Consider the following 23,969-nt stretch of genomic DNA (forward strand, 5'->3'; position numbering starts at 1 on the left):
TGTTATATTTTAAAGTTCTTTTCTTAATCTTGCGACAGGAATATTAAGCTGTTCACGATATTTTGCAATCGTCCTTCTGGCAATATTATAGCCCTGTTCTTTTAAGATCACCACTAAGGCATCATCTGTAAGCGGTTTTCTCTTGTTCTCCTTATCGATCACTTCCTGAAGATGGGTTTTAATCTCTTTGGTGGAAACTTCTTCTCCATCGTCATTGGTCAGACTGTCTGAGAACAGGTCTTTAAGATAGACAATTCCGTTGGGTGTATCGGCATACTTGCTTTTTACCACCCTTGAAATAGTGGATATATCAAATCCTGTGATATCTGCAACGTCTTTCAGAATCATTGGTTTCAGGGATTTTTCATCACCTGTAATAAAATAGTCCTTCTGAAACTTGACGATAGCAGTAATGGTTTGTAATAAAGTATTTTGACGCTGGTTAATCGCATCGATATACCACTTGGCAGCATCCAGTTTCTGCTTGATGAATAAGGCAGCCTGTTTATGTTCTGATGAATTTTTATCATGAGAATAGGTTGTCAGAATATCTTTATATTCTTCAGAAACCCTTAAGGTAGGAGCATTTTTACTGTTAAGCATAGGAACTACCTGTCCGTCTTTTACCTGAATCACAAAATCCGGAATAATTTCCTGGTTGATGGTGATGGTTTGGGTATCAAAGTTTCCTCCAACTTTTGGTGACAGTTTTGAGATTTCATCCAGAGCGTCTTTCAGGTCATCTTCTTCGATGTCATATTTTTGGATAATCTTATTGTAATGCTTGTTGGTAAGGGCATCAAACTGATGTCTCAGGATATTGGCAGCTAAGGAAACAGCTTTATCAGAGCTCACCTTCTTTTCGATCTGCAGAAGTAGACATTCCTGTAATCCTCTTGCTCCCACACCAGACGGATCCAGTTTTTGAATGTAATTCTCCAGGATATCTTCTACCCTTTCTTTGGTCGTATAAATCCCCTGTGAGAATGCAAGATCGTCTACAATAGATTTGATTTCTCTTCTCAAATATCCGTCGGTATCTAAGTTTCCGATAAGATACTCTGCAATTCTAAGATCTTCATCACTGATATTCACCAGATGAATCTGTTCCATCAGATAGTCGTACAATGACTGTCCTTCTGTCAGAAGGCTTTCATTGTCAAATTCCTCATCATCCGGAGAGTAGTTGCTGGATGCGGTTTTATAGCTTGGTTCATCGTCATAAATATATTCATTGACGTCGAAATCTGTTTCAATGCTCTCTGTACCCTCATCCTGATAAGCGTCTTCCAAAGAAGAATATTCATCTTCTTTAGAATCCTCCTTTGCAATTTCCAAAGCAGGGTTTTCTTCTAACTCTCTCTCCAACTCCTCTTCAAATTCAAGAGTATGAAGCTGAATAAGCTTCATCAACTGGATCTGCTGAGGCGCCAGCTTCTGTCCTAATTTGAGTTGTAAGTGTTGTTTAAGCATATTTCTGGTTGCGTTTTAACATAACATATTCTACGAATTTAATGAATATTTTTGACAAAAAACATACCTAGCATGATTTTTGCATTATCATACCCAGTATAATAAACTATAAAAAAATAAAAAAAAGCCTTAATTTGTCATTAAGGCTTTTTTTATTATTCTAGAATTCAGCGCTTTTCGGCGTTCTTGGGAAAGGGATTACATCTCTGATGTTGGTCATTCCCGTTACAAAAAGAACCAGTCTTTCTAACCCTAAACCGAAGCCTGCATGCGGTACTGAACCAAATTTACGGGTATCCAGGTACCACCAAAGTTCGTGCTCATGGACATGCATATCTGCCATTTTCTCTTTCAGCACGTCTAATCTTGCTTCTCTTTCCGAACCACCGATGATTTCACCGATTCCCGGGAAAAGAACATCCATAGCCGCCACTGTTTTATTGTCATCGTTTAGCTTCATGTAGAAAGCTTTGATCTCTTTCGGATAATCAAATAATACAACCGGGCTTTCAAAGTGCTTCTCCACCAGATATCTCTCATGTTCAGACTGCAGGTCAGTTCCCCATGCCTCAACCGGATATGCAAATTTTCCTTTTTTGTTCTCTTTAGAATTCATGAGAATCTCGATTGCTTCTGTATAGCTTACACGCTTGAAACGTTTAGCTACCACGTTCTGAAGTTTTTCGATAAGTCCTTCTTTTGCTCTTTCCTTTTCAGGCTTTGTTTTCTGCTCTTCTTCGAAACGCTTGTCTAAGAACTCAAGATCATCTTTGCAGTTGTCCAATACATACTGGATCACATATTTTAAGAAATCTTCCGCAAGGTCAATGTTATCTTCAAGGTTGTTGAACGCCACTTCCGGCTCAATCATCCAGAACTCGGCAAGGTGTCTTGTTGTGTTTGAGTTTTCAGCACGGAACGTAGGTCCGAAGGTATAAATTCTACCCAATCCCATTGCTGCCGTTTCTCCTTCCAGCTGTCCGGAAACCGTAAGGTTTGTTTTTTTCCCGAAGAAATCCTGTGCAAAATCAATTTCACCTTCTTCCGTTTTCGGAATATTGTTCAGGTCAAAGTTGGTTACCCCAAACATTTCTCCTGCTCCTTCGGCATCTGCTCCGGTAATTACCGGTGTATTGATATAAAAGAACTGGTTCTGGTTGAAGAAAGAGTGCACCGCAAAACTCACGGCATGACGCACTCTGAAAACAGCCCCAAAAAGATTGGTCCTGAATCTTAAGTGTGCCTGCTCACGAAGTTTCTCCAGACTATGTTTCTTCGGTTGAAGTATTGTACTTTGAAGTTCTTCTGTAAGGTTTTCTCCTAAAATGATAATCTTTTTTGCGATAATTTCAACAGTTTGTCCCGCTCCCTGGCTCTCTACCACTTCACCTATTACTTTCAGGGAAGAAGCTGTACTAATATTCTTGATGATTGCTTCATCAAAATTTTCGAAATCAACAACTATCTGCAAATTATTAATCGTAGAACCATCATTAAGCGCAATAAAGCGATTGGCACGGAAGGATCTTACCCATCCGTAAACTGTAATGTCATGATGTAATACTTTCTTGTAATCCTTTAGGATTTCTTTGATCGTTTGCTTTTTCATTTGTTGATGATAAATTTTTGAATAAAAATTAATGGTTGCAAAGTTACAAAAAAACGGCGCAACTTGATGATTGTACCGTCCTTTTAAAAAATCATTTATCAAAATATATACTCAAAAATTATGTTCTGAATACGATTTCAGTTAAAGAATATGGTTTTTTTTCTTTCTTTTCCGTTTCGGATCTTCCAGGCGTGATAAGAACTTGGCACGTCATATTGCCATTGGGGAAGCAGCATGACAATCAGGATCACATCAATATGGGATATAAATCCTAATCCCACCGCGAGATAAAACGCCCATCCCATTTGCTGAAACCCAATTAAATAAGTAAAAGCAATCAGCAGGCTCACTCCCCACATTTTAGACAAAAAAGCATGGGTACAAGTCTCTTTTCCGAATTTCCAGATACTGACGACATAGCAGAGTGCCTCCATGACAAAGATGAAGAGGATTCCCAGCCATTCACTTTTAATTAATTCAGAATTGAGGAAATAGGCTGCAAAACCTAATGACAACCAGAAAATCAAATCCGTCTGGCTATCCAATCTTCTTAATTTTTCTGAGGAAACACCAATCTTTCGGGCAATAATTCCATCAAAGATATCGGTCAACAATCCGAAATACATTAATGCTACAATTAAAAATCTTACTTCTGCTTCTCCAAAATAAGCCAGCAACAAAATACACGGTGCAAGGATCAACCTCATGGCAATCAATATATAGGGTAGCTTTTTCATGATTTTTTATTTTTAAAGTTCCAGTTGATCAAAGGAAACTTCCTCTTTTCATTTTCGTTCCAAAAGCCAATCTGAATTCCTCTTGAATCTTTACAGACATTAAACAACGAAATCTGAATACCCCTGCATTTCTTACTCACGTTTGCAAAAGTTGAAATAGCCATTCCATTTGTCGTATGATGAAAATTGTATAGGGGTGAAACAGCCACTCCATTTGTTACTGAAGGAGCACTTATATTGCTTGATACATTAACCTCCAGGCCGTTGGTAATGGTAGGCTCCATGTTGATGATGGAAAGCTGCATTCCATTGATCTTATTCATTTTGTCCGGTAATGGCTCCCCGCCAATATCATTAATAGCCCAATTATCGATGGACGGAATGCTTACAAGCAGTAATGCGGGAAAAAAGATCCCCAGTCCATTACATCCTAATCCAACACCATTAACTTTTTTAGGCTTTATCTCATGATCAATTTCATCATAATACTTGATCAGCATTCCATTAACATTTTTTGTGTTTTTGGCGGGTGAGAAACCAATAATCCTGGCTCTATCCGGTCTTGTATCTAAACTGTCCTGAGCATAGATGATACTCCCTGTAAAAAGGCCAATCATCAACAAAAATTTTATTTTCATAATTGATTATTTTTAAATTACAGTTCAAAATTATCTGCAGGAAGCACAATTCCGAATGCGAAAAAGAATTAAAATAAATAAGTACATTTGTGAAAATCACAAAAAATGTATCAGGAACTTTTATTGAAGGAGATCAGAAGAAAAATTGGCACTCATTCTCTGAATGACGAGATCGCCAATATTCTGAATATAAGTTATGATGCAGCACACAGAAGAACATCTCTGAAAGCAAAGTTCAGCCTTGAGGAAGCTATTGAACTGGCAAAATATTACCAGATTTCTCTCAATCAGTTTATTACTTCGGACCAGCAGCTTGTGGTCCAGAAAACCTCAGCGGTGAATAAAACAGAAGATCTTCAGTCTTTTTTTCAGAATAACCTCAGTATCTTTGAAAATCTATCGCTTTCTGATGAGATGACTATTTATTATTCTGCTAAGGATATTCCGTTTTTTTATACGCTCTCGGATACATTACTTTCCCGCTTTAAAATTTATGTATGGATGAATATGCTGAATGCGAAACAGGTGTTTATTCCTTTTCTGCAATTTTCACCTCCGTATTTTGAACCGGACACCCAGGAACTCAGGAAAAAATATGAAGAACAAAATGTAGTGGAACTCTGGAATGACAGAACAATTTCAAGTATTTTGCAACAGATTTTATACTATTACGACACGGGACTTTTACAAAAAAAAGAAGGTCAAATTATTCTTAAAGAACTGAAAGAACTTATACAGCATATTGAGCAAAAAACGGAAAGCAATCCAAAGTTTCATCTGTATGAAAATGAAGTGATGCATCTTTCCAATGACATCTTTTTCCATCATCCGAAACAATCCCTATTCGCATTGCCTGCGAATATGTTTGGGTATATTCTGATCAATGATGTGATAACCTGCCGGGAAACAAAGAATTATTTTGAACATCAGATCCAGAATTCAAAATCCATGAATACCTCCGGAAACCGTGACAGAAAGATATTTTTCAATAAAATGTACCAACAAATTGAAAATTTAAATCAAAGCTTATAACGTAAACCTACAAGCTGGAAAAATTTCTACTTTAGGGAAGGTGGAGCAGGAATTTCTTACCCAACATTCATCATATGCATATTTATGCTATATTGATAACCGTTTCAGGCTGTGTTACAAATGCCAGTTTATTATGCTTATTCATTCTCAAAGTCAGTGTAGAAAGAATAATCAATTGATAATGAGGAATAGAATTAATAAGGGGAATAGCTCGAAGAGAAACTTCTGCTTTTTGAAATATAAAAATTACTCGTCCTTTTTAGATGGAACCAGAAATACATCAATAAGACCCTCAGGAAGCGCCATTTTGATCGTTCTTTGTTCTCTGTCTACTTCAAGGATCCAGTCTTTGATCATGGGAATAACCACTTCTTTTCCATCCAGATTGGTGATGAAATACACCTGTGCTGTCTGATCATTTACGGATCTGATGACTCCACAGTTATTGTCATTTTGGTCAAAAATTTCAAATCCGATGATTTCGTGGTAATAGAATTGTTTTCCTGAAAGTTTAGGCAGTGTAGTCAACGGAAGGTAAACACTTTTACCTAAAACCTGGTCTACTATTGCTTCAGAAGAGTTTTTGAATGCAAGATTCAGAGCATCTAATTTGCTCCAGGATAATTTTTCAATAAAAAATGGAACCAATAATCCGTTGATTTCAACGAATATTGATTCCAATTTATTGTAAAGCTCGGGTTGATCGGTATCCAATTTAAGGATTACGTTACCCGCAAGTCCATGTCTGCGTGTGATTTTACCTAAAAAATAGCAATCTTCTTTACGCATAACAGGATTTGTTCTTAAGCTTCAGTGTTTTCTTCAGTTTCAGCAGCAGGAGCTTCTCCTTCTGTAGTAGCTTCAGTAACTTCTTCAGCAGGTGCGTTAGCAGCTTCTTCAGCAGCCTTAGCATCAGCATCAGCTTGTGCAGCAGCAGCGATTCTAGCTTCGTTTACTTTTACTTCAGCGTCTAAAGCAGCTTTTTTAGCGTCAGATTTAGCAGTTGCTAAACCGTCAACTTTACCTTTTACTTTAGCATCTTTAGCATCTACCCAAGCACTGAATCTTTTTTCAGCTTCAGCTTCGTCAAAAGCACCTTTAGCAACACCACCTTGTAAGTGTTTTTTGTAAAGGGCACCTTTATAAGAAAGGATAGCTCTAGCAGTATCAGTAGGCTGAGCACCATTGTTTAACCACTGTACAGCAGAATCAACGTTTAGTTCGATAGTTGCCGGGTTAGTAATTGGGTTGTAAGTTCCTAGTTTCTCGATGAATCTACCATCTCTTCTAGCTCTTGAATCTGCAACCACGATGTGGAAAAAAGGCTTACCTTTTTTACCGTGTCTTTGTAATCTGATTTTTACTGACATAATGTTTGAATTTTACGGGAACTCGTCCCAGTTAAATATTTAAGAGTGCAAAGATAAAATAAATTTTTCAATTAGGTAATTTGAAAAGGAGATAATTTTACTTTTTTTACATTATATACACCAAAGATAAGACTGTTGAAACAATCACTGAGATCAAAACCGCGAGAAACACAATCAAATTATCTCTGGTTTTCCCTGTAATTATTCTAATCACAAAATAGTTGATGATGTACACGGGGACCAGCAGAAAAAATGAAAAGTGAGCAGTAAATAATATAACTGCATCTAAGATAAGAGTTCCAATAACAGAAGCTATTACAATTCCCAACAGGCATTTGTAAACTGTTTTTTTATCTATTTTATTATTCTCCTTTACTTTTGAAAATTGACTGAATTTCTCCAATATAAAAACCTTCAGCCCTTCCTCATCCATGATTTCTGAAGATATATTTTCCATTATAAAATCTATATCTTTTCCCTCCTGCACCCTATTGTGAATCTCAAATGAGATTCTTCCTTTTTCCTTGATCAAAAGCTTTCTATAATCAGCTTTCTTTACAAAATCATTATAATTAAATTTCTGATTGATCGCTTCAAGCATTTCATTATTGATTGTACCTGTATGATCAACCATATAGAGATAAGCTATAAGCAGATCTTCTTCATTATAACTTCTGTAAATATTTTTCATTTTACATTACTCCCATATAGAAAAGTCCCAGGCATTTCTGATTATCTTCAATCGTCAGAGATTCTTTGAGATCATCCACAATTTTGGGAGAACTCCAATAGCAGCCAATGTTATTGGCCGTACACGTAAGATACATATTTTGTACTGCCATTGACGTTGCAGCAACCTCTTCCCATTCAGGAACCATTCCGCTGAAATTCACTACAATAGAAACCACAACGTCTGCCTTATTAATTTTAAAGCCTATGTCATTGTATTTTTTCTCTAAGAACAGCTGTTCAGGCTGGGAAGCCTTATAGATGGCCTGCATTTCAGAGGCCAGTTTTGCTTTTTCTTCCCCTTTAAATATTTTAAAACGCCATGGTTTTGTACGTTTATGATTGGGAGCCAATGTTGCTGAAAGTAAAATTTCATCAAGGACCTCCTGAGATATTTCTGCGTCTGTATAATCTTTTGGGAAAACACTCCGTCTCTGTGCTATGATTTCTTTTAAAACTTCTGCTTTATTCATACCTGCAAATTTACAACATGAAATTCAATCTGTTCCATTTAATATTATTGAAGTTGCTGATTTTTTTTGAAAATATTCAATCCTTTTTGTCATAAAAAACAGCTAAGTTTGTTAAGCATTCAGCGTTAATTCTGATTTTTATACGCTTTATAATTAGTAAAAATAAAAGTAAGTACAATGACGATAACAAATATTCCGATTAACCATTTTTCGTAGCTATTCCCTTTTACAGGATCAAGTATGTACAGAGCAATACAACTGACTGCATAAATAGCCCCTGCAATGCCCCAGGCTGTCTTAGGCTCAGGATATTCTTTTAGATCCGTCTTATAATTAAAAAGCGGAAGCAGTTTGTGTTTATCCCATATCAGCAGGACGAAAACGGCGATCATCATCAGAGAGGTTATCACCCAGGTTCCTTTGAATGAAAGACTGATCGTAATGATCCAGATATTGGTCAATATTGCTAAAAACATCATCGCTCCAAGGGCAGCAAAGCGCTGGGTCATCAATAAAATTCCCGCAGTGATCTGGGCAAGTCCCAGAAAATTCCAGTAAAAACCTGACTGATATAATGCTTCAAAGAAATATCCGATCGGGTTATCCGTTGAGATTCCTGTAAACCGATTTCCCATGAGCTTTACCAACCCTGATGGGAAAAAAGCAAATCCCACCAGGTAGCGGAGATGAATAATCACCCATTGATTGAATCTGTTGGTTCTTAGTTTTTCAAATGCCATGATATAAAGTTTAGAATATGAGTTGCAACGTAACCATTAATAGTTACAGAGGATGCAGCGTCTGTATTCCTTTGGGAAATTGTCTCACCAATACATGGGCTCGTATTTTATTATAGAACCTCCACTATTTTCTGATGGATCTTATTCAGGGTAAATTCTTCTCCTGCCGTCATACCCATCATTTTCTTGGCCATAGGGCTTTCCGGGGAAATCGCATAAAACCTGTCACCTTCAAAAAAGAACTCACCTAATGAAACTGATATATAGAAACGGGCTTTATTGGTAATCACCAATGATCCCAGCTGAACTCTGTTTGTAGCGGTATTGAGAACTTTCGCCATGTTTTGTTTAAGATCATTCAAAGCTCCGAGCTGGCGCTGCATCTGATAGATCTCTTCCTGCATCTCTTCCCTCATGCTGTCATATTTAGGCGTTTTTTTTATATCACGACTTGCCTCAAGGGTAAATTCAATGAAGTTTTTGAGCTTTTCAATTTTCTCTGCAATGGTAATTTTTACAAAATCTCTGATATCACTTTTTTCAAATACTAACTTCTCCATACAATCGATTCTTTATATAAAGATAATATTTTTCTTATAATATTGTTTGACTTAACATAAAATACTCTTTTTCAAAAAATTCTGTTTTTCTTGAAAATTATGTCTAGATTTGCCTTCTAAAACTAGAAATCATGTTTAAAGCACCATTTTCATTTGATGGGAGAATCAGAAGAACAGAATATGGATTATCATATCTTATCTATCTGGTATTTTCTATCCCCTTCAATATTTATTTCCAGACCAATTACGAACCTTCAGGAATGGTTATGATACTTTTCTTTATCTTGCTTGTACCGTTTCTTTGGTTTCTTCTTGCACAGGGTGCAAAAAGATGCCATGACAGAGGAAATTCGGGTTGGTTCCAGCTAATTCCTTTCTACGGTTTATGGATGCTATTCGCAGACAGCGATCACGGACCTAATGAATATGGCCCAAATCCTAAAGGAGAAGGAAATTATAACTCGATTAACGAAATTGGAAAAAAAGAAATTTAATCAATGAGGTTCTCCTGAAAGTCAGACAAATCTCTTGAGAATCGAATATTTGAAGATGCGTCCCGTATAGGGGAACAAATAAAACCGACAAAATGAGAGGCTGCCCAAACTTTTTGGACAGCCTCTACTATTTTATTTTTCTGAGAGTTTTTTCAGGTCATTAAGCCCTTGGGTAAACATGGTTTCCATATTACTGTCCATCATCGGCTTCATCGGCTTCATGAATGTATTGATTTCATTATCAAACAGCCAGGTCACCTTTGTGCTGTTTCCTTCCGGTATGACTACAAAAGCAATATCAGCATCCCCTTCAAAGGGTTTGATAAAGTGAAGTTTTGCAGCCAGCTTCTCATTCGGAATGATCTCGGTAACCTTCTGCTCACCTTCACCTACTTTATCATTCCCTCTCCAGCGGTAGGTGTCCCCTATCTGCCCACTCGTTCCCGAATATACAATCTGAATGTTGGGGTCTCCCTTGGCGAAAGGATTCCATTCGTTAATTCCTTTATTGGAGCCTACATATGGCCATATTTTTTCCTTTGGGGCATTAATGACAATAGATTTTTCGTAATGGTATTTCTTATCGAAAGCCAGCATCGCAATCACTGCATACACAATAATCAGAAGAATGATTATTCCGAGGATTTTTAAGAGTGTCTTCATAGTATATTATATTTAAAGTTATTTGTTGTAACGATTAAAGATCCGTTCTCAAAATTAAATATTCCGACATCATCCCTACTTTTCATATGACAAGATTAATTAAAGGTACGGCATTTTTGTCACACCTTGATATTCGGGCATTATTTTTGTGGGTCTCAGCGGGGATTCCTGATGAATCCTTACATTTACCTAGCAAAAAATTGAAAAATGAATATTCTAACAGAAAAATTTAATACCCCATATCATTCAGCACCTTTCAGCATCATTAAAAATGAAGACTACCTTCCGGCCTTTAAGGAACTGATTCAAAAATCTGAAGCAGAAATTGATGCTATCGTGAATAATCCGGAGCCTCCTACTTTTGAAAATGTCATTGAAGCACTCGCCTATTCGGGAGAGCAACTGGATGTGGCTTCCAATATTTTTTTCAACTTAAATTCTGCAGAAACCAGTGACGCTCTTCAACAGATTGCACAGGAAGTGTCTCCTATTTTAACGGAATATTCTTCAAAAATCTCGCAGAATGAGGCCCTTTTCAATAAAATAAAAAAAGTATATGATGCAAAAGAACAGTATCATCTTAATGAAGAGCAGCAAATGCTTTTGGATGAGACCTACAAAGGTTTTGTAAGAAGCGGCGCCCTACTGAATGAAGAGGACAAAGAGAAATTAAAAAAAATCAGCATGGATCTTTCTTTAAAGTCCCTGCAATTCGGACAAAATGTATTGGCTTCCACCAATGCCTATTTTAAACATATCACCGATAAAGAAGCTCTGGCGGGCATTCCTGAAGCGATCATTGAGCAGTATGCTGAAGAAGCGAAGGAAAGAAATCTTGAAGGCTGGGTCGTTACCCTGCAGTATCCAAGCTATATCCCGTTCATGACTTATGCTGAAAATCGTGAATTGAGAAAGGAACTCGCACTCGCTAACGGTAAAAAGTCCTTTGATGGTGGAGAATATGACAACCAGAATCTGATCAAAGAACTTCTTCAATTAAAACAGCAAAAAGCAAATCTTTTAGGATATAAAGATTATGCAGATTTTGTGCTGGAAGAAAGAATGGCCAAGTCTCCAACTAAAGTTTTTGATTTTTTAAATGAATTACTTGCCAAGGCAAAGCCGTATGCAGATAAAGAAATTGAAGAATTAAAAATATTGGCACAAGCTGACGGAATTGCAGATATGCAGGGCTATGATCATGCATTCTACGCCGAAAAGCTTCGCAAGCAGAAATTTGATCTCAATGATGAAGAACTTAAACCATACTTCCCACTGGATCAGGTTCAGGATGCTGTATTTGGGCTGGCTGGGAAACTTTTCGGATTGACTTTTGAAGAAAGAAATGATATTCCGAAATACCATGAAGATGTAAAAGTGTACGAAGTAAAAGAAAACGGAACGTACAAATCTCTTTTATATGTGGATTACTTTCCTAGAAAGGGGAAGAGAGCCGGTGCCTGGATGACCAGCTATAAAAATCAGTACAAGCAAAACGGCGAAAATTCCCGTCCGCACATTTCCATTGTCTGTAACTTCAGCAAACCCACCAAAGACACCCCGAGCTTACTGACCTTCCAGGAGGTAACCACTTTGTTCCATGAATTCGGACATGCGCTTCACGGGATGATGGCCGACACGCAGTACCCTACGCTTTCAGGAACATCTGTAAAATGGGATTTTGTGGAGCTTCCTTCTCAGTTTCTGGAAAATTTCTGCTACGAACCGGAATTTCTGAAAACCTTTGCCAGACATTATAAAACAGGTGAAGTACTTCCGGACGAAAAAATTGAAAAGATCGAACAGTCTAAAAACTTTATGGAAGGATATCAGACGATGAGACAACTTGGATTTGGACTGCTGGATATGAACTATCACACCAAAGTTGAAGAACTGGAACATGAGACGGTAAAAAACTTTGAAGATAAATATACCAAAGCAACAAGCCTTTATCCTGTGAATCCTGAGACAGCGATGAGTCCTAGCTTCTCGCATATTTTCCAGGGTGGATATTCTGCAGGATATTATTCATACAAATGGGCAGAAGTCCTGGATGCCGATGCGTTCCAGTATTTTAAAGAAAATGGTATTTTCAATCCGGAAATTGCCGCTCAATACAAGGTCTTGCTTTCTTCAGGCGGGACTAAAGATCCGATGGAGCTGTATAAAAATTTCAGAGGAAGTGAGCCCAAAGTAGAGAGCTTACTTAAAAGAGCATTTGGATAAATAAACAAGATCATCTCTGGATAAGAATTACCCCTTAAAAGCAGAAGCTTTATGGGGGTATTTTTTTTCATCAAAAAAATTAAAATTTTATTTCAGGATAGCTAAATTTGTATAGGATTAAGATAAGCTTCCTTTCTGTAATTTTATAGTATGAATACAATAACACTGCGATTAGAAAACGTAAAAAAACTCCAGGCTAAAAGATGGGACCACGAAGATCACTGGGATACTTTAAATGATCTGTTAGTCAAAGAATTGGATGAGATTCTGTCTATTGATCCGCAAAATACCGCTGCTTTGATCAATATCGGTGCTGTGTATTCTGATATGGGCGAAAATGAACATGCTTTATATTATTTAAGGAAAGCACTGGATTTAGGTTCAAATGACAAAAATTTATATGTAAATCTTGCAGTTGTACTCATTTATATGGAGAAACATCAGGAAGAATATTTAGAATATCTGGAAGAAATTGAAGATAAAGTGGAGGATCCGCTTACCTTTAAAGCATATTTTGATCCTCAATCTCATTGAAATTTATTAACAATTAATACTTTACACCATGTTATTAGCCATTCTACTTCCCTTCTTGTCCTTTATGGTTCGTGGAAAAATTATTACGGGAATCATCTGCCTGATCTTACAATTTACTTTAATCGGATGGCTTCCCGCCGCCATATGGGCGGTATTATCTTTACAGAACACAAGAGCAGATAAGAGAACTGACCGCCTTATCCGTGCCATGCGTGAAAACGAAAGGTAACTATTAACCTGTTTTTACATTGATAGGATTTTTTTAATCTGTCTAAAAGTTATTAAAGAAACTAACCCCCTTATTCTATCCTATGAAAGAAAATAAATATGACCAGCCTTCTTTTTTTGACCAGTACGAAAAAATGCTCCGTTCTCAACTTGGGTTGGAAGGTGCCGGAGAATGGCATGTTTTAAAAGGAATGATCCCTGATCTGAAGGATAAAACTATTCTTGATCTCGGATGCGGATTCGGCTGGCATTGCCGCTATGCTGTTGAAAATGGTGCGGAGTCTGTTACCGGAATTGATCTTTCTGAAAAAATGCTGAACAAAGCACAGGAGATCAACAAGCACGAAAAAATCCGATATGAAAGAAAAGCGGTAGAAGATGTTTCCTACTCTGATGAAACCTTTGATATTGTTTTAAGCTCATTAACGCTGCATTATGTAGAATCATTTGGTACCGTTACCAAAAATATTTATCAGTGGCTAAAGAATGGAGGCCATTTTATATTTTCTGTGGAACATCCGGTTTTTACCGCAGAAGGAGGACAGGACTGGGTATATGATAAAGACGGACAAAAAACCTGCTGGCCCGTTGACCAGTATTTTATAGAAGGAGAAAGGAACACTACATTTCTGGGTGAAAATGTGATCAAGTATCACAGGACTTTAACTTCTTATCTGAATACTTTACTGCAGCATGGTTTTAAAATCAAACAGATTATTGAACCGGAACCAGGCAGTGATCTGCTTAAAGAAATTCCGGAGATGAAAGAAGAACTCCGCCGTCCTATGATGTTACTCATCTCTGCTGAAAAGTAGTTTTATTGATACCCCAACCTCTTCGCAATAAAAATATAAGTGATTAAAATGTATATTTGTTTCAATACAAATTACAGATTATGAAGATTTTGACCCTTTTCTTCATTTTTATTTGCTCAGTGAAGGGCTTTGCCCAGCAGTACACCAAAGAGCTGGACGAATATTTTACGGCGTTATCAGGCCTTAAAAGTTTCAATGGAAATGTAAGGGTTGCTAAAAATAATACAATTCTTCTCGATAAGTCTTATAACATCCCTAATGAACAAAGTACTTTAAAGGTTAATAAAGAAAGTAAGTTTATTATTGCTTCGGTTTCTAAAGTATTTGTAAAATATGCGGTTTTGAAACTTGTTGAGCAGGGAAAACTGAAGTTATCTGATCATCTCAATCAATATATTCCCGATTTCCCCAACGGAGAAAAAATTTCAATTGAAAACCTGCTTTATCATCAATCCGGTCTTCCAAGAGAAATCACCAACTATGAGAAATATGAAAGTCTGAGTCTGGAAAAAACAATAGACCTTGCGAAGGACGAAAAATTAGAATTTGAACCGGGAACACGGACGCTCTATTCCAATGTCGGTTACTTTATCCTCCACGATATCATTGATCACTCTTCTGACAAAGGATACTGGAATTTTATGCAGAGTGAGATCATCAACAAATATCAGTTAAAAAATACAGGAGAGTTTAATACCTCACAATCTGTATCAGATTTCGCCTACGGATTTTTTACGGATGCGGGGAAGATTCTTCCTGTTCCCGTGAACAGCATCAACAGATTTGAAACCGGAAACTATTTTTCAACGATTGACGATTTGTATACGTTCAGTACACAGCTGCTTTCAGGAAAGCACATGAAAAAAGAGACTGCCCTTAAAATGTTTGGAAGTGATCAGCTTCTGGTACAGGCTGGCGGGAGGCCAGGTTACAGAGCTTACTATTACCAGAATTTAAAATCCGGAATTACCTTTATCTTCACTTCAAACTTTACGGATATTCCTTTTCAAAAAGTAACCGAAGATATCATCAACCTCTTAAATGGTGAACCTTACAGCCTGCCCAAAAAAATTAATAAAAAAGCAATCAGCATCTCTGATGAAGTGCTGAAAAATTATACCGGAAAATTTGCGCTGGAAGCCGATAAAACCCAAACGTTTACCATTATTCTGGAAGATCATTCTTTGTATATTATCGATCGAGATGGAGAAAAAACAAAGATATATCCGGAAACACCGTCCTCATTTTTTGATCATCCTGAGTCTGACGATGCTTATCAGTTTTCAGCCAACAGTAGCGGTCAATATGAGCTGACGATTATTTCAACGGGAATTAAATTGAAGACCAAACGGATACAATAACCCATATTATTCACGTGAATATTTACAATGAGAATCGCTCTTTAATCTGATAAAAAAACAAATCACTATATTGTATAACATAGTAATTGTAAAAAATCATATCTTTGCATAACAAAGCATTAATATGAATACCAATAAACTGATAGCCGCTATTCTATTGCTGTTCTTCTTTGGGCAAAGAACCGAAGCGCAAATACACAGCAAAAATTATGAAAAGAAAATTGACAGCCTTATTCTTACAGGATTTGGAAATAAAGGGGAACCCGGCGGTGTTTTCATGATCAGCAGAAAAGGTAAAACTGTATACCGTAAAGCTTTTGGAAAAGCCAACCTGGAACTGGATGTCAATATGACCCCGGACCACGTTTTCCAGATAGGGTCTATGACGAAACAGTTTACAGCAGTCGCTATTCTGATGCTCGAGCAGCAGGGAAAGCTTAAGGTGACTGATCCTGTTTCCCAATACATCAAAGAGTATCCTGGTGGGGATAAGATTAGCATTCATCATCTTCTAACCCATACTTCGGGTATAAAAGATTTTACCAAAATGAAATCTTTGTCCACGATCGCCCAGAAAGAAATGAAGCCGGAAGCAATGGTAGATTTCTTTAAGAATGAACCTGTTGATTTCGCGCCAGGTGAAAAATTCGACTATAACAATTCCGGATATGTGATTTTGGGATACATCATCGAACTTGTTTCGGGGGATACCTATGAACATTTTATTAAAAAAAATATTTTTGATAAAGCAGGAATGGCCCACTCGTACTATGCTTCCGATCGAAAGGTGATTCCCGGAAGAGCCTATGGTTATCACCAGAAAGAACATGGATTTGTGAATAAAACGGTCATCAGCTTTAGCGTTCCCTTTTCTTCAGGATCTTTGATGTCTACCGCTGATGATATGCTGAAGTGGCAAAAGGCTTTGAATCAGAATATACTGTTAAATCCTGAAGAAACTCAAAAAGCCTATCAAAAATACACCCTGAACAGCGGTGAAGAATTCACGTATGGCTATGGATGGCACCTTAAAGATATAAACGGAATTCCGGATCGGGAGCATGGCGGAAGTATTTTCGGATTTAAGAGCATGGGAGTTTATATTCCCTCAGAGGATATTTATGTTACAGGGTTCAGTAACTGTGACTGCCACTCCCCTACGGAAATTACCAGAAATATTGCTAAAGCTACTCTGGATGAAGTAAGAACAACCGTAAAGAAACCATAACCCCCGAAGTTTTTTGTTCAAAAATCATTTTTGGAATGGTACCCGTTTCTTTGTCCTGGGAAGAATATGTTCCGGAACCTTTATCATACAAATCATGACAAAGAACAGGCAGAAGATATTAATCAGTAAAGCGATGGAAAAAGCCTTCTGGTAATCATCTACAGACGGTCTTTCACCCAGAAAATAATAAAATACACTTCCTACTGCAACAATTCCCAGGATAGCGGCCATCTGCTGAACGGTATTAAATACCCCTGATGCATTTCCCATCAACTTTTCAGAGATCCCCGATAAGGCGATATTAGCCAGTGAAGGAATGATTGAGCCTACACCCACACCATGGAAAAACAGTAACAGGCAGAAGAGGTAAAAATCTGTTTTCATCCTGAATAAAAACAGCTGAGCGGCAAGGATCATGACAATAAAGCCTGATGCTGCAATAAGAGCATCTTTCCCATATTTTAAAATCAGCTTAGCAGAGAAAACAGATGCCAGAATAAAGCCGAGTCCCTGAAAAACGATAATTTCTCCGGCCATCATAGACCCCATCCCCAAACCATCCTGGAAAAATAAGGATAGAATATAAAAATAAGAATCCAGCATGATAAAAAAGAAGGAGACTGATACCAGCCCCAGATTAAAGTTCTGATACCGGAAGAGCCCAAAATCTACGAGGTAAGGCCGCTTATTGGTCAATCTGCTTTTTTGATTCTTTATGAAATACAGCAAAACACATGCTGCCACAATCAGCAGAACCGTATTTTGTATATGAACTCCCCGATGTTCAGAGGTGGTCAATGCATAGGTAGCACAAAACAGCCCGGCAGAAAGTACTGCAATCCCCCAAAGATCAAAAGACTGCCGGACCGGAGCTTTCGATTCAGATAATACTTTCAGACTGCTTAAAGCAGCCAGGATACAGATGGGAATATTAATGAGAAATATAAGGCGCCATGGCTCTTCCATGATGGTTAATGAAGAAAAACAGCCCCCCAGAAACTGCCCTGCAATGGTTCCCAGACCAATGGTTATACCATACCACCCCATTGCCCGCGTTCTTTCTTCATGCTCGGGAAACAGGATTTGTATCATCGAGAGTACCTGCGGAGCCATCAAAGCTGCACTAAGTCCCTGTACAAATCTCCCTGCCATCAGCTGGGGTACACCTGATGATAGTCCGCATCCCACAGAACTTAACATAAAAAGCACCGTTCCACCCATAAAAATTTTCTTTCTGCCATAGACATCTCCCAACCTACCTCCGGTAATAAGGAACGACGAAAATCCGATCAGATAAGAAGCAATCATCAGCTGCATTTCTCCATGGGTAGCCCGCATATCACGTTGTATGGAAGGAACGGATACATTGATGATAAAAATATCCATAATGGTGAGCAGCTGTCCCAAAAGAATAACGAATAATTTCAATTTACCAGATTTCATTTTTATATAGATATATCTATTTTTAATTAGTAAAAAAAATCAAGGCAATAAACCCTGAATAATTTTTTGGATATGATCGAAAGAAATGTCCTCCTTATTTATTGTTGAAGTCACAACCGCTCCTTCAATAAGCAGAAAGATCTGTTCGGTAACAGCATCACTGTCCACCGTGTTCTTATTTTGTTTCACGAGGGTACGAATGAGCTCTTTTTGTTTCATCTTATGCGCCTTTACAAAATTTGAAACTGCCGCATTGCTTTCACCGATTTCAGAAATAATTTTGATAAAATGACATCCGGCAAATTCTGAGGTCTCCTGCAATTTTTTCCGGTAATCTATTAATGCTGATATTTTTTCTTTCGGCTCTGAAATCTCGGAGATCACTTTTTCAGCACCGTCAAACCAGGCTGCCTCTTCCTGGATAAGATAAGCCTGGAGAAGGTCATTCTTGGATGAAAAATGATTGTACAGAGAGCCAATAGCAATATCTGCTTCCGCAATAATCTGGTTGATTCCCGTAGAATTAAATCCCTGCTTATAAAACAGATCAGAAGCCACCCTGATAATCCTATCTCTTACTTTCTCTTTTTTCATCCTGAAAATTTTTACAAAGCTACATAAAAAATAGATAAGTCTATCTATTTTTATTCGTAACAAAGTTTTATGGTATCCGGATCCAACAGTTTTTCCATCATTACTGGATATGGAAATCAGCATCTGTTTTATATTTTTAAGAGTTCTGCGTATCTTGCAGTCAGTACACCAAAAAACATATTAAACCTATGAGCACATCCAATCCAGTTGTTTATTTCGAGATTCCGGTCCATGATCTGAAACGGGCGGAAAAATTTTATACTGCGGTTTTCAATTTTCAGTTTGAACATGAGATTATTGACGGTTATGCCATGGCACTGTTTCCCTTTGAGGAAAAAAACAGCGGGATCACCGGTGCACTTGCTAAAGGTGATGTCTACAGGCCTACCCGGGATGGGGTGATTATTTACTTTAGAACGGAAAGCATTGATTCTACCTTGCAGAAAGTTCTTCAGCTGGGAGGTTCCATACTCTATCCCAAAAGAACGGATGAGAAATACGGCTGTGCGGTGGCCGAATTTGAAGATTCTGAGGGGAACCGAATTGCCCTGCATGAGACGCTTTTATAACAAGCCATTCACTGCATATTATTTTTTTTAATAAAGTTGAGGCATAATTTGTATCTTTAAATAGCACTTTTACAAAATATTATTTGAAACAAACCATGGCAGAAGAACTTTATTTCATCAAAACCAATCCTAACATTGCCAAAATTAATTTGTACAATAAACTCTGCCGTGAAGAGGAAGATATTATGAAGTATCTGCAGGCTGATGCGAAAACCAGTCTTGAAATTATCAAAAACAAAGTAAAAGATTCTGTGGAAGATCTTACAAAAGACGAGCTCCTTACCATTTTCTCATGGTTCAGCAATGCCTACTCTTCAGATCATGAAGAAGTAAAAACCCAGCTTTTTATCCATGGCATCGATCTTTTTTACGAAATTCCACCCACGGGCCATGCTGTCAATTTTCTGCAGATTCTTTCCGATTATGAAAAGCATTCGCAACAGCGTCTGAATTATCTGGTCAATTCTCAGAACTTTAATCAGTTTGTCATTTACGGAATTTTCTTAACCGAAATTTTCAATAGGGAGCAAGGCCGTGAACATATCCTTTCAGACTACCTGAAACCGAATTATCAGTCTCTTTACACACTGGCTGAGGCCCAACTTCAGTCCAATGCCCTTTCAGCCGATGTATCTCCCGAACTTCAGCATTATTTTGCGGATCTATATGATCTGACAAAATTTTACAAAGGTTCTATAATCAAATTGGAACACTAAGGCACAGACGCACCAGCTTTACTGAGTTACCTGATCCTTTTTTTAACATTAATACCCAAGACCAACAACAAAAGCATGAACTGTCATACATCCGGTCATGAAATAAGCATAAGAACAGGCACTGAAGATGATCTTCAAACTATGCTGTCCCTTTTTAAAGAGACGATCAGCTCCGTCTGCCGGAAAGACTATACGGATGAGCAGCTTGAAGCCTGGAAATCGGGAGCTGAAAACAAAGAACGATGGTACGAAGTCATCCGGAACCAGCTTGTCCTCATCGCTGAATCTGAACATCAGATCGTGGGGTTTTGTACGCTGGATAAGGGAAGTTATATTGATTTGCTATTTGTTCATCACCAATATCAGCACAAAGGTATTGCTTCTATGCTCTACACCCGCATTGAGGAAGAAGCCTTAAGGCAACATGAACAACAGCTCACCGCAGATGTCAGTAAAACAGCAAGGCCTTTTTTCGAAAAAGAAGGGTTTCATATCCTCAACGAACAAAATGTTTCCGTACAAGGTATTATGCTTACCAATTACAAAATGGTCAAAAACCTGGAACCCTAATCCATTGCTCATGAACATAAAACCGGACTATCATGAATTCAGGATTTCAGTTCCTCAGGGATTTGAAAATGTATTCACTCACTTTTATTTTGCTGAAAACGGCTCTGAAGCGCCTGTCACAAAAACACTTTTGCCTACTTATCAGACTATTTTATTGTTCTGCTTTGGAGAAAGTGCCACAATATCAACCCGCGAAAAAACAATCATTGATGTTGATAAATGTATGGTATTCGGCCCGGTAAGACAAGCTTTTGAATACACACTTCCGGCAGGCTGTTCCATTTTGGTAGCTAATTTTAAAGATGATGCATTCTTCAGGTTTTTTGGAAAAGTATCACTTGAACAATCAGTAAAACATCCTGATGAATTATTGAAAGACAACTGCTTTACAGATCTGTGGTATCAGCTTAAAGAACTACATTCCGCTGCAGAACAAGTGAATCATATTCTTGCATTCTGCAGACCTTACCTCCAATACCAGGATACTACCAGTAAGCTTCTGAGCAGTTTTGACAACGATTTTTTAAATCCCATCAAAATTATTGCTGAGCAGACCCAACAGACCGAAAGAAATATCCAGCGTAAACAGAAAGAACAATTTGGATATTCGTTAAAGGAGCTTAACCGCTACAAGCGTTTTTTAAAAGCGATAAAAATTATTGAAGACAAAATCGAAAAACTGGATTCCGTAAAATGGTTTGATATCATTCATGAATGCGGGTACTATGATCAAAGCCAGCTTATCCATGATTTTAAACATTTCATCAACATTTCACCCGCGCAGTATTTAAAATTCCAACAGGAAATCTGTAATCCTAAATCCAAATAATCCATTTCGTTTTCTTACAATTTCTGAAACGTAAAGCGGCCTACATTTGTCTCATTAATCTTAACAATCAAAACAATGAGACATTTAATCATCTACGCACATCCTAATGAAAACAGTTTAAATCATAGTCTTTTAAATACTGTTATTGAAAATCTTGAATCCCAGGATCATGAAATCAGAATCAGGGATTTGTATACAATCGGATTCAACCCCATTCTTTCACTTGCTGATATGCAGGGTCAGCGAATGGGACAAGTTTCCGATGATGTGAAGCTGGAACAGGAGCACATTCTCTGGGCAGAGCAGATTACCTTTATCTATCCTATCTGGTGGACCGGGCTGCCGGCAATTATGAAAGGATATATCGATCGGGTGTTCAGCTATGGTTTTGCTTATCGCTATGACCAGGGAATACAGAAGGGATTACTCAAAGGAAAAAAAGCAGTGATCATCAATACACACGGAAAATCTGTTGAAGAATATGAGCAGACAGGAATGGATAAAGCATTGAGCTTAACTTCAGACGCCGGTATTTTTATTTATTCCGGTCTGGAAATCATCCGTCATTTCTTTTTTGACAAAGCCGATAAAGCAACTCCGGAAAATGTTAGCATCTGGAAAACACAAATCACCAATACCTATTCGCAACCTGCTTTGAATCTCAAATAAAAGAAAGAAACCATTCATAATGATAATCAAAATCTTACCTACAATACTTATCACAATCCGTACGCTTATAAAAAAGCAGTATCCCACAGTTTTGAGATCTTCGCATTTTATTTCTCCACCGTGTATTTGTGGCATGGAATTCGCTTCAAAAATGGCAAGTAAAATTGTTTTGAACCATTATTTTAAACCATTAGGATCAGTCACCGGTCTAGTTTTTCTTAAACAAATCTTGTTTTGACCCTGTCTGCCTCTTAATGGTTTAAATATTGGAATCATAAAAACCGTATCTTTACAGGGCAGATGAAACATCTTAACAGCATATTACGCCTTCCTTTCTTCAGTGAGTATTATACCCCGGCCTATTGTTCGGGAAGATTTTCTATAGCTGTAATTCGATAAAAATAATCTAACATATATAGAGCCCGGACAGTATTGTCCGGGCTTTTTCATTTTAAATAATTCAATATGATTACTACATTACAAGAAAACGTGGCCATCATCCTGCCGGATAATGGATTAGAAGAAAAACTAAACCAGGCTCACAAGGAAAACAGAAAACTAACAATTAAACTTGGATTTGATCCGACAGCTCCTGATCTGCATCTTGGGCATGCAGTGGTGCTTAAAAAGCTGAAACAGTTCCAGGATCTGGGACATCAGATTGTTATTGTTGTAGGGAGCTTTACGGCAAGAATCGGTGATCCCACAGGAAAAAATAAAGCAAGAAAACCACTAAGTGCTGAAGATGTACAGCACAATGCGCAAACGTATATCAACCAGCTATCCAAGGTTATTGATGTAGAGAAAACAAAAATTGTTTTCAATTCCGACTGGCTAGATGCTCTCAGCTTTTCAGAAGTGATACAACTGCTTTCTAAAGTGACTGTAGCACAATTGATGCACCGTAATGATTTTAATAAAAGATTTACAGAGAATACGCCTATTGCTATGCACGAGCTGGTATATCCTGTTCTCCAGGGTTTTGATTCCGTAAAAATTGAATGTGACATTGAGATGGGAGGTACCGATCAGCTTTTCAACTGTACCATGGGTAGGCAATTACAGGAAGTTCACCACATGCCGGCCCAGATCGTTATGTGTATGCCACTTTTGAAAGGTCTTGATGGAAAGGAAAAAATGAGCAAATCCCTCAATAATATTATCGGACTCACCGATGAACCTAATGAAATGTTTGGAAAAACCATGTCTATTCCGGATGCTTTGATCGAAGAATTTATCGAGCTGACTACGGATTTTTCCCTGAAAGAAAAGACTGATCTTAAAGCAAGAATCAAAAACGGAGAAAATCCGATGGTCATCAAAAAACTAATTGCCAAAAATATCATCAGCCAATACCATGACGATATGGCTGCTGAAAATGCGGAGCTCTTTTTTATCAATCAGTTTCAGAATAAAAATTTTGAAGAAAAAATCTATGAACCGGTTCATATCAGTACTCTTGTGCATTGTAAGCATAAAGTGTCCTTACTTGAACTTTGCCATCAGCTAAAAAATGACCTCAGCAAATCCGCTGTCAGAAGATTAATAGAAAGTGGCGGCATCCAGATTAACAGTCTTAAAATGATCAATCCTGATGAAGAAACCGAGCTGAAGCCCCAGACTAAAATAAAAATTGGAAAAAGAGCATTCTTTGAATTGGTATAAAGGA

Annotated in this window: 27 protein-coding genes; 14 read left to right on the forward strand and 13 right to left on the reverse strand. The window is 37.6% G+C overall.

What is annotated here, in order from left to right; all coding sequences use genetic code 11:
* Nucleotides 1-9: 9 nt before the first annotated feature.
* From rpoN to DRF67_RS04030, 4 genes are all read right to left on the reverse strand, one after another.
* Entirely contained in the window at nt 10-1,473 is a 1,464-nt protein-coding gene (rpoN, locus tag DRF67_RS04015; protein ID WP_115926879.1) for an RNA polymerase factor sigma-54, read from the reverse strand.
* A gap of 160 nt (nt 1,474-1,633) precedes the next feature.
* Entirely contained in the window at nt 1,634-3,082 is a 1,449-nt protein-coding gene (asnS, locus tag DRF67_RS04020; protein WP_115926881.1) for an asparagine--tRNA ligase, read from the reverse strand.
* Between the two features lie 137 nt (nt 3,083-3,219).
* Nucleotides 3,220-3,819, reverse strand: a complete 600-nt coding sequence (locus tag DRF67_RS04025; RefSeq protein WP_115926883.1) for a CDP-alcohol phosphatidyltransferase family protein — start codon at nt 3,817-3,819, stop codon at nt 3,220-3,222.
* Nucleotides 3,816-4,457 (reverse strand): hypothetical protein, encoded by a 642-nt coding sequence (locus tag DRF67_RS04030; protein ID WP_115926885.1) that lies wholly within the window; start codon nt 4,455-4,457, stop codon nt 3,816-3,818. The genes DRF67_RS04025 and DRF67_RS04030 overlap by 4 nt, the downstream gene beginning before the upstream one ends.
* A gap of 105 nt (nt 4,458-4,562) precedes the next feature.
* Here DRF67_RS04030 and DRF67_RS04035 point away from each other — a divergent pair, with 105 nt between their 5' ends.
* A complete protein-coding gene (locus DRF67_RS04035) occupies nt 4,563-5,489 on the forward strand; it encodes a helix-turn-helix domain-containing protein (protein ID WP_115926887.1) in 927 nt (308 codons plus the stop codon).
* A gap of 246 nt (nt 5,490-5,735) precedes the next feature.
* On the opposite strand, the gene rimM is transcribed toward DRF67_RS04035, so the two are convergent.
* From rimM to DRF67_RS04065, 6 genes are all read right to left on the reverse strand, one after another.
* Entirely contained in the window at nt 5,736-6,278 is a 543-nt protein-coding gene (gene rimM, locus DRF67_RS04040) for a ribosome maturation factor RimM (protein WP_115926889.1), read from the reverse strand.
* A 14-nt stretch (nt 6,279-6,292) separates the two neighbouring features.
* Nucleotides 6,293-6,859, reverse strand: a complete 567-nt coding sequence (locus DRF67_RS04045) for a 30S ribosomal protein S16 (protein WP_115926891.1) — start codon at nt 6,857-6,859, stop codon at nt 6,293-6,295.
* A gap of 106 nt (nt 6,860-6,965) precedes the next feature.
* Nucleotides 6,966-7,550 carry a hypothetical protein gene (locus DRF67_RS04050; RefSeq protein ID WP_115926893.1) on the reverse strand — a complete coding sequence of 195 codons (585 nt, stop codon included), beginning with the start codon at nt 7,548-7,550 and terminating at the stop codon, nt 6,966-6,968.
* A 1-nt stretch (nt 7,551) separates the two neighbouring features.
* Nucleotides 7,552-8,061, reverse strand: a complete 510-nt coding sequence (locus DRF67_RS04055; RefSeq protein WP_115926895.1) for a nitroreductase family protein — start codon at nt 8,059-8,061, stop codon at nt 7,552-7,554.
* Between the two features lie 125 nt (nt 8,062-8,186).
* Entirely contained in the window at nt 8,187-8,801 is a 615-nt protein-coding gene (locus DRF67_RS04060; RefSeq protein WP_115926897.1) for a DoxX family membrane protein, read from the reverse strand.
* A 110-nt stretch (nt 8,802-8,911) separates the two neighbouring features.
* Complete coding sequence (locus DRF67_RS04065; protein WP_115926899.1) at nt 8,912-9,361, reverse strand: hypothetical protein; 450 nt, start codon at nt 9,359-9,361, stop codon at nt 8,912-8,914.
* Between the two features lie 131 nt (nt 9,362-9,492).
* Here DRF67_RS04065 and DRF67_RS04070 point away from each other — a divergent pair, with 131 nt between their 5' ends.
* Entirely contained in the window at nt 9,493-9,855 is a 363-nt protein-coding gene (locus DRF67_RS04070; protein WP_115926901.1) for a DUF805 domain-containing protein, read from the forward strand.
* 132 nt (nt 9,856-9,987) lie between these two features.
* Here DRF67_RS04070 and DRF67_RS04075 read toward each other — a convergent pair whose 3' ends face one another.
* The gene (locus tag DRF67_RS04075; RefSeq protein ID WP_115926903.1) at nt 9,988-10,518 is read right to left on the reverse strand and encodes an SRPBCC family protein; all 531 of its coding nucleotides are present in this window, start codon (nt 10,516-10,518) and stop codon (nt 9,988-9,990) included.
* A gap of 207 nt (nt 10,519-10,725) precedes the next feature.
* Here DRF67_RS04075 and DRF67_RS04080 point away from each other — a divergent pair, with 207 nt between their 5' ends.
* From DRF67_RS04080 to DRF67_RS04105, 6 genes are all read left to right on the forward strand, one after another.
* Nucleotides 10,726-12,744 (forward strand): M3 family metallopeptidase, encoded by a 2,019-nt coding sequence (locus tag DRF67_RS04080; protein WP_115926905.1) that lies wholly within the window; start codon nt 10,726-10,728, stop codon nt 12,742-12,744.
* A 150-nt stretch (nt 12,745-12,894) separates the two neighbouring features.
* Nucleotides 12,895-13,278, forward strand: coding sequence for a tetratricopeptide repeat protein (locus tag DRF67_RS04085; RefSeq protein ID WP_115926907.1), 384 nt, complete (start codon nt 12,895-12,897; stop codon nt 13,276-13,278).
* A gap of 28 nt (nt 13,279-13,306) precedes the next feature.
* A complete protein-coding gene (locus DRF67_RS04090) occupies nt 13,307-13,507 on the forward strand; it encodes a YqaE/Pmp3 family membrane protein (RefSeq protein ID WP_115926909.1) in 201 nt (66 codons plus the stop codon).
* 82 nt (nt 13,508-13,589) lie between these two features.
* Nucleotides 13,590-14,321, forward strand: a complete 732-nt coding sequence (locus tag DRF67_RS04095) for a class I SAM-dependent methyltransferase (protein WP_115926911.1) — start codon at nt 13,590-13,592, stop codon at nt 14,319-14,321.
* Between the two features lie 80 nt (nt 14,322-14,401).
* Nucleotides 14,402-15,682, forward strand: a complete 1,281-nt coding sequence (locus DRF67_RS04100) for a serine hydrolase domain-containing protein (RefSeq protein WP_115926913.1) — start codon at nt 14,402-14,404, stop codon at nt 15,680-15,682.
* A 124-nt stretch (nt 15,683-15,806) separates the two neighbouring features.
* Nucleotides 15,807-16,910, forward strand: coding sequence for a serine hydrolase domain-containing protein (locus DRF67_RS04105; protein WP_115926915.1), 1,104 nt, complete (start codon nt 15,807-15,809; stop codon nt 16,908-16,910).
* Nucleotides 16,911-16,934: 24 nt separating this feature from the next.
* Here the strand turns inward: DRF67_RS04105 and DRF67_RS04110 are convergent, their stop codons facing one another.
* Both DRF67_RS04110 and DRF67_RS04115 read right to left on the reverse strand, forming a co-directional pair.
* Nucleotides 16,935-18,353, reverse strand: coding sequence for an MFS transporter (locus tag DRF67_RS04110; protein WP_115926917.1), 1,419 nt, complete (start codon nt 18,351-18,353; stop codon nt 16,935-16,937).
* Nucleotides 18,354-18,392: 39 nt separating this feature from the next.
* The gene (locus tag DRF67_RS04115; RefSeq protein ID WP_115926919.1) at nt 18,393-18,947 is read right to left on the reverse strand and encodes a TetR/AcrR family transcriptional regulator; all 555 of its coding nucleotides are present in this window, start codon (nt 18,945-18,947) and stop codon (nt 18,393-18,395) included.
* Nucleotides 18,948-19,135: 188 nt separating this feature from the next.
* Between DRF67_RS04115 and DRF67_RS04120 the strand changes: the two genes are divergently transcribed.
* From DRF67_RS04120 to tyrS, 6 genes are all read left to right on the forward strand, one after another.
* Entirely contained in the window at nt 19,136-19,516 is a 381-nt protein-coding gene (locus DRF67_RS04120) for a VOC family protein (protein WP_115926921.1), read from the forward strand.
* A gap of 95 nt (nt 19,517-19,611) precedes the next feature.
* On the forward strand, nt 19,612-20,232 hold the full coding sequence (locus DRF67_RS04125) for a hypothetical protein (protein WP_115926923.1): 621 nt from the start codon (nt 19,612-19,614) through the stop codon (nt 20,230-20,232).
* Between the two features lie 75 nt (nt 20,233-20,307).
* A complete protein-coding gene (locus DRF67_RS04130; RefSeq protein ID WP_115926925.1) occupies nt 20,308-20,802 on the forward strand; it encodes a GNAT family N-acetyltransferase in 495 nt (164 codons plus the stop codon).
* A 10-nt stretch (nt 20,803-20,812) separates the two neighbouring features.
* Nucleotides 20,813-21,631: a helix-turn-helix domain-containing protein gene (locus DRF67_RS04135; RefSeq protein ID WP_115926927.1), complete on the forward strand. Its 819-nt coding sequence runs from the start codon at nt 20,813-20,815 to the stop codon at nt 21,629-21,631.
* A gap of 75 nt (nt 21,632-21,706) precedes the next feature.
* Nucleotides 21,707-22,300: an NAD(P)H-dependent oxidoreductase gene (locus DRF67_RS04140; protein WP_115926929.1), complete on the forward strand. Its 594-nt coding sequence runs from the start codon at nt 21,707-21,709 to the stop codon at nt 22,298-22,300.
* A 465-nt stretch (nt 22,301-22,765) separates the two neighbouring features.
* Nucleotides 22,766-23,965: a tyrosine--tRNA ligase gene (gene tyrS, locus DRF67_RS04145; RefSeq protein WP_115926931.1), complete on the forward strand. Its 1,200-nt coding sequence runs from the start codon at nt 22,766-22,768 to the stop codon at nt 23,963-23,965.
* The last annotated feature ends 4 nt before the right edge of the window (nt 23,966-23,969 follow it).

Origin of the sequence: Chryseobacterium pennipullorum (assembly GCF_003384725.1) — a bacterium.
GTDB lineage: Bacteria > Bacteroidota > Bacteroidia > Flavobacteriales > Weeksellaceae > Chryseobacterium > Chryseobacterium pennipullorum.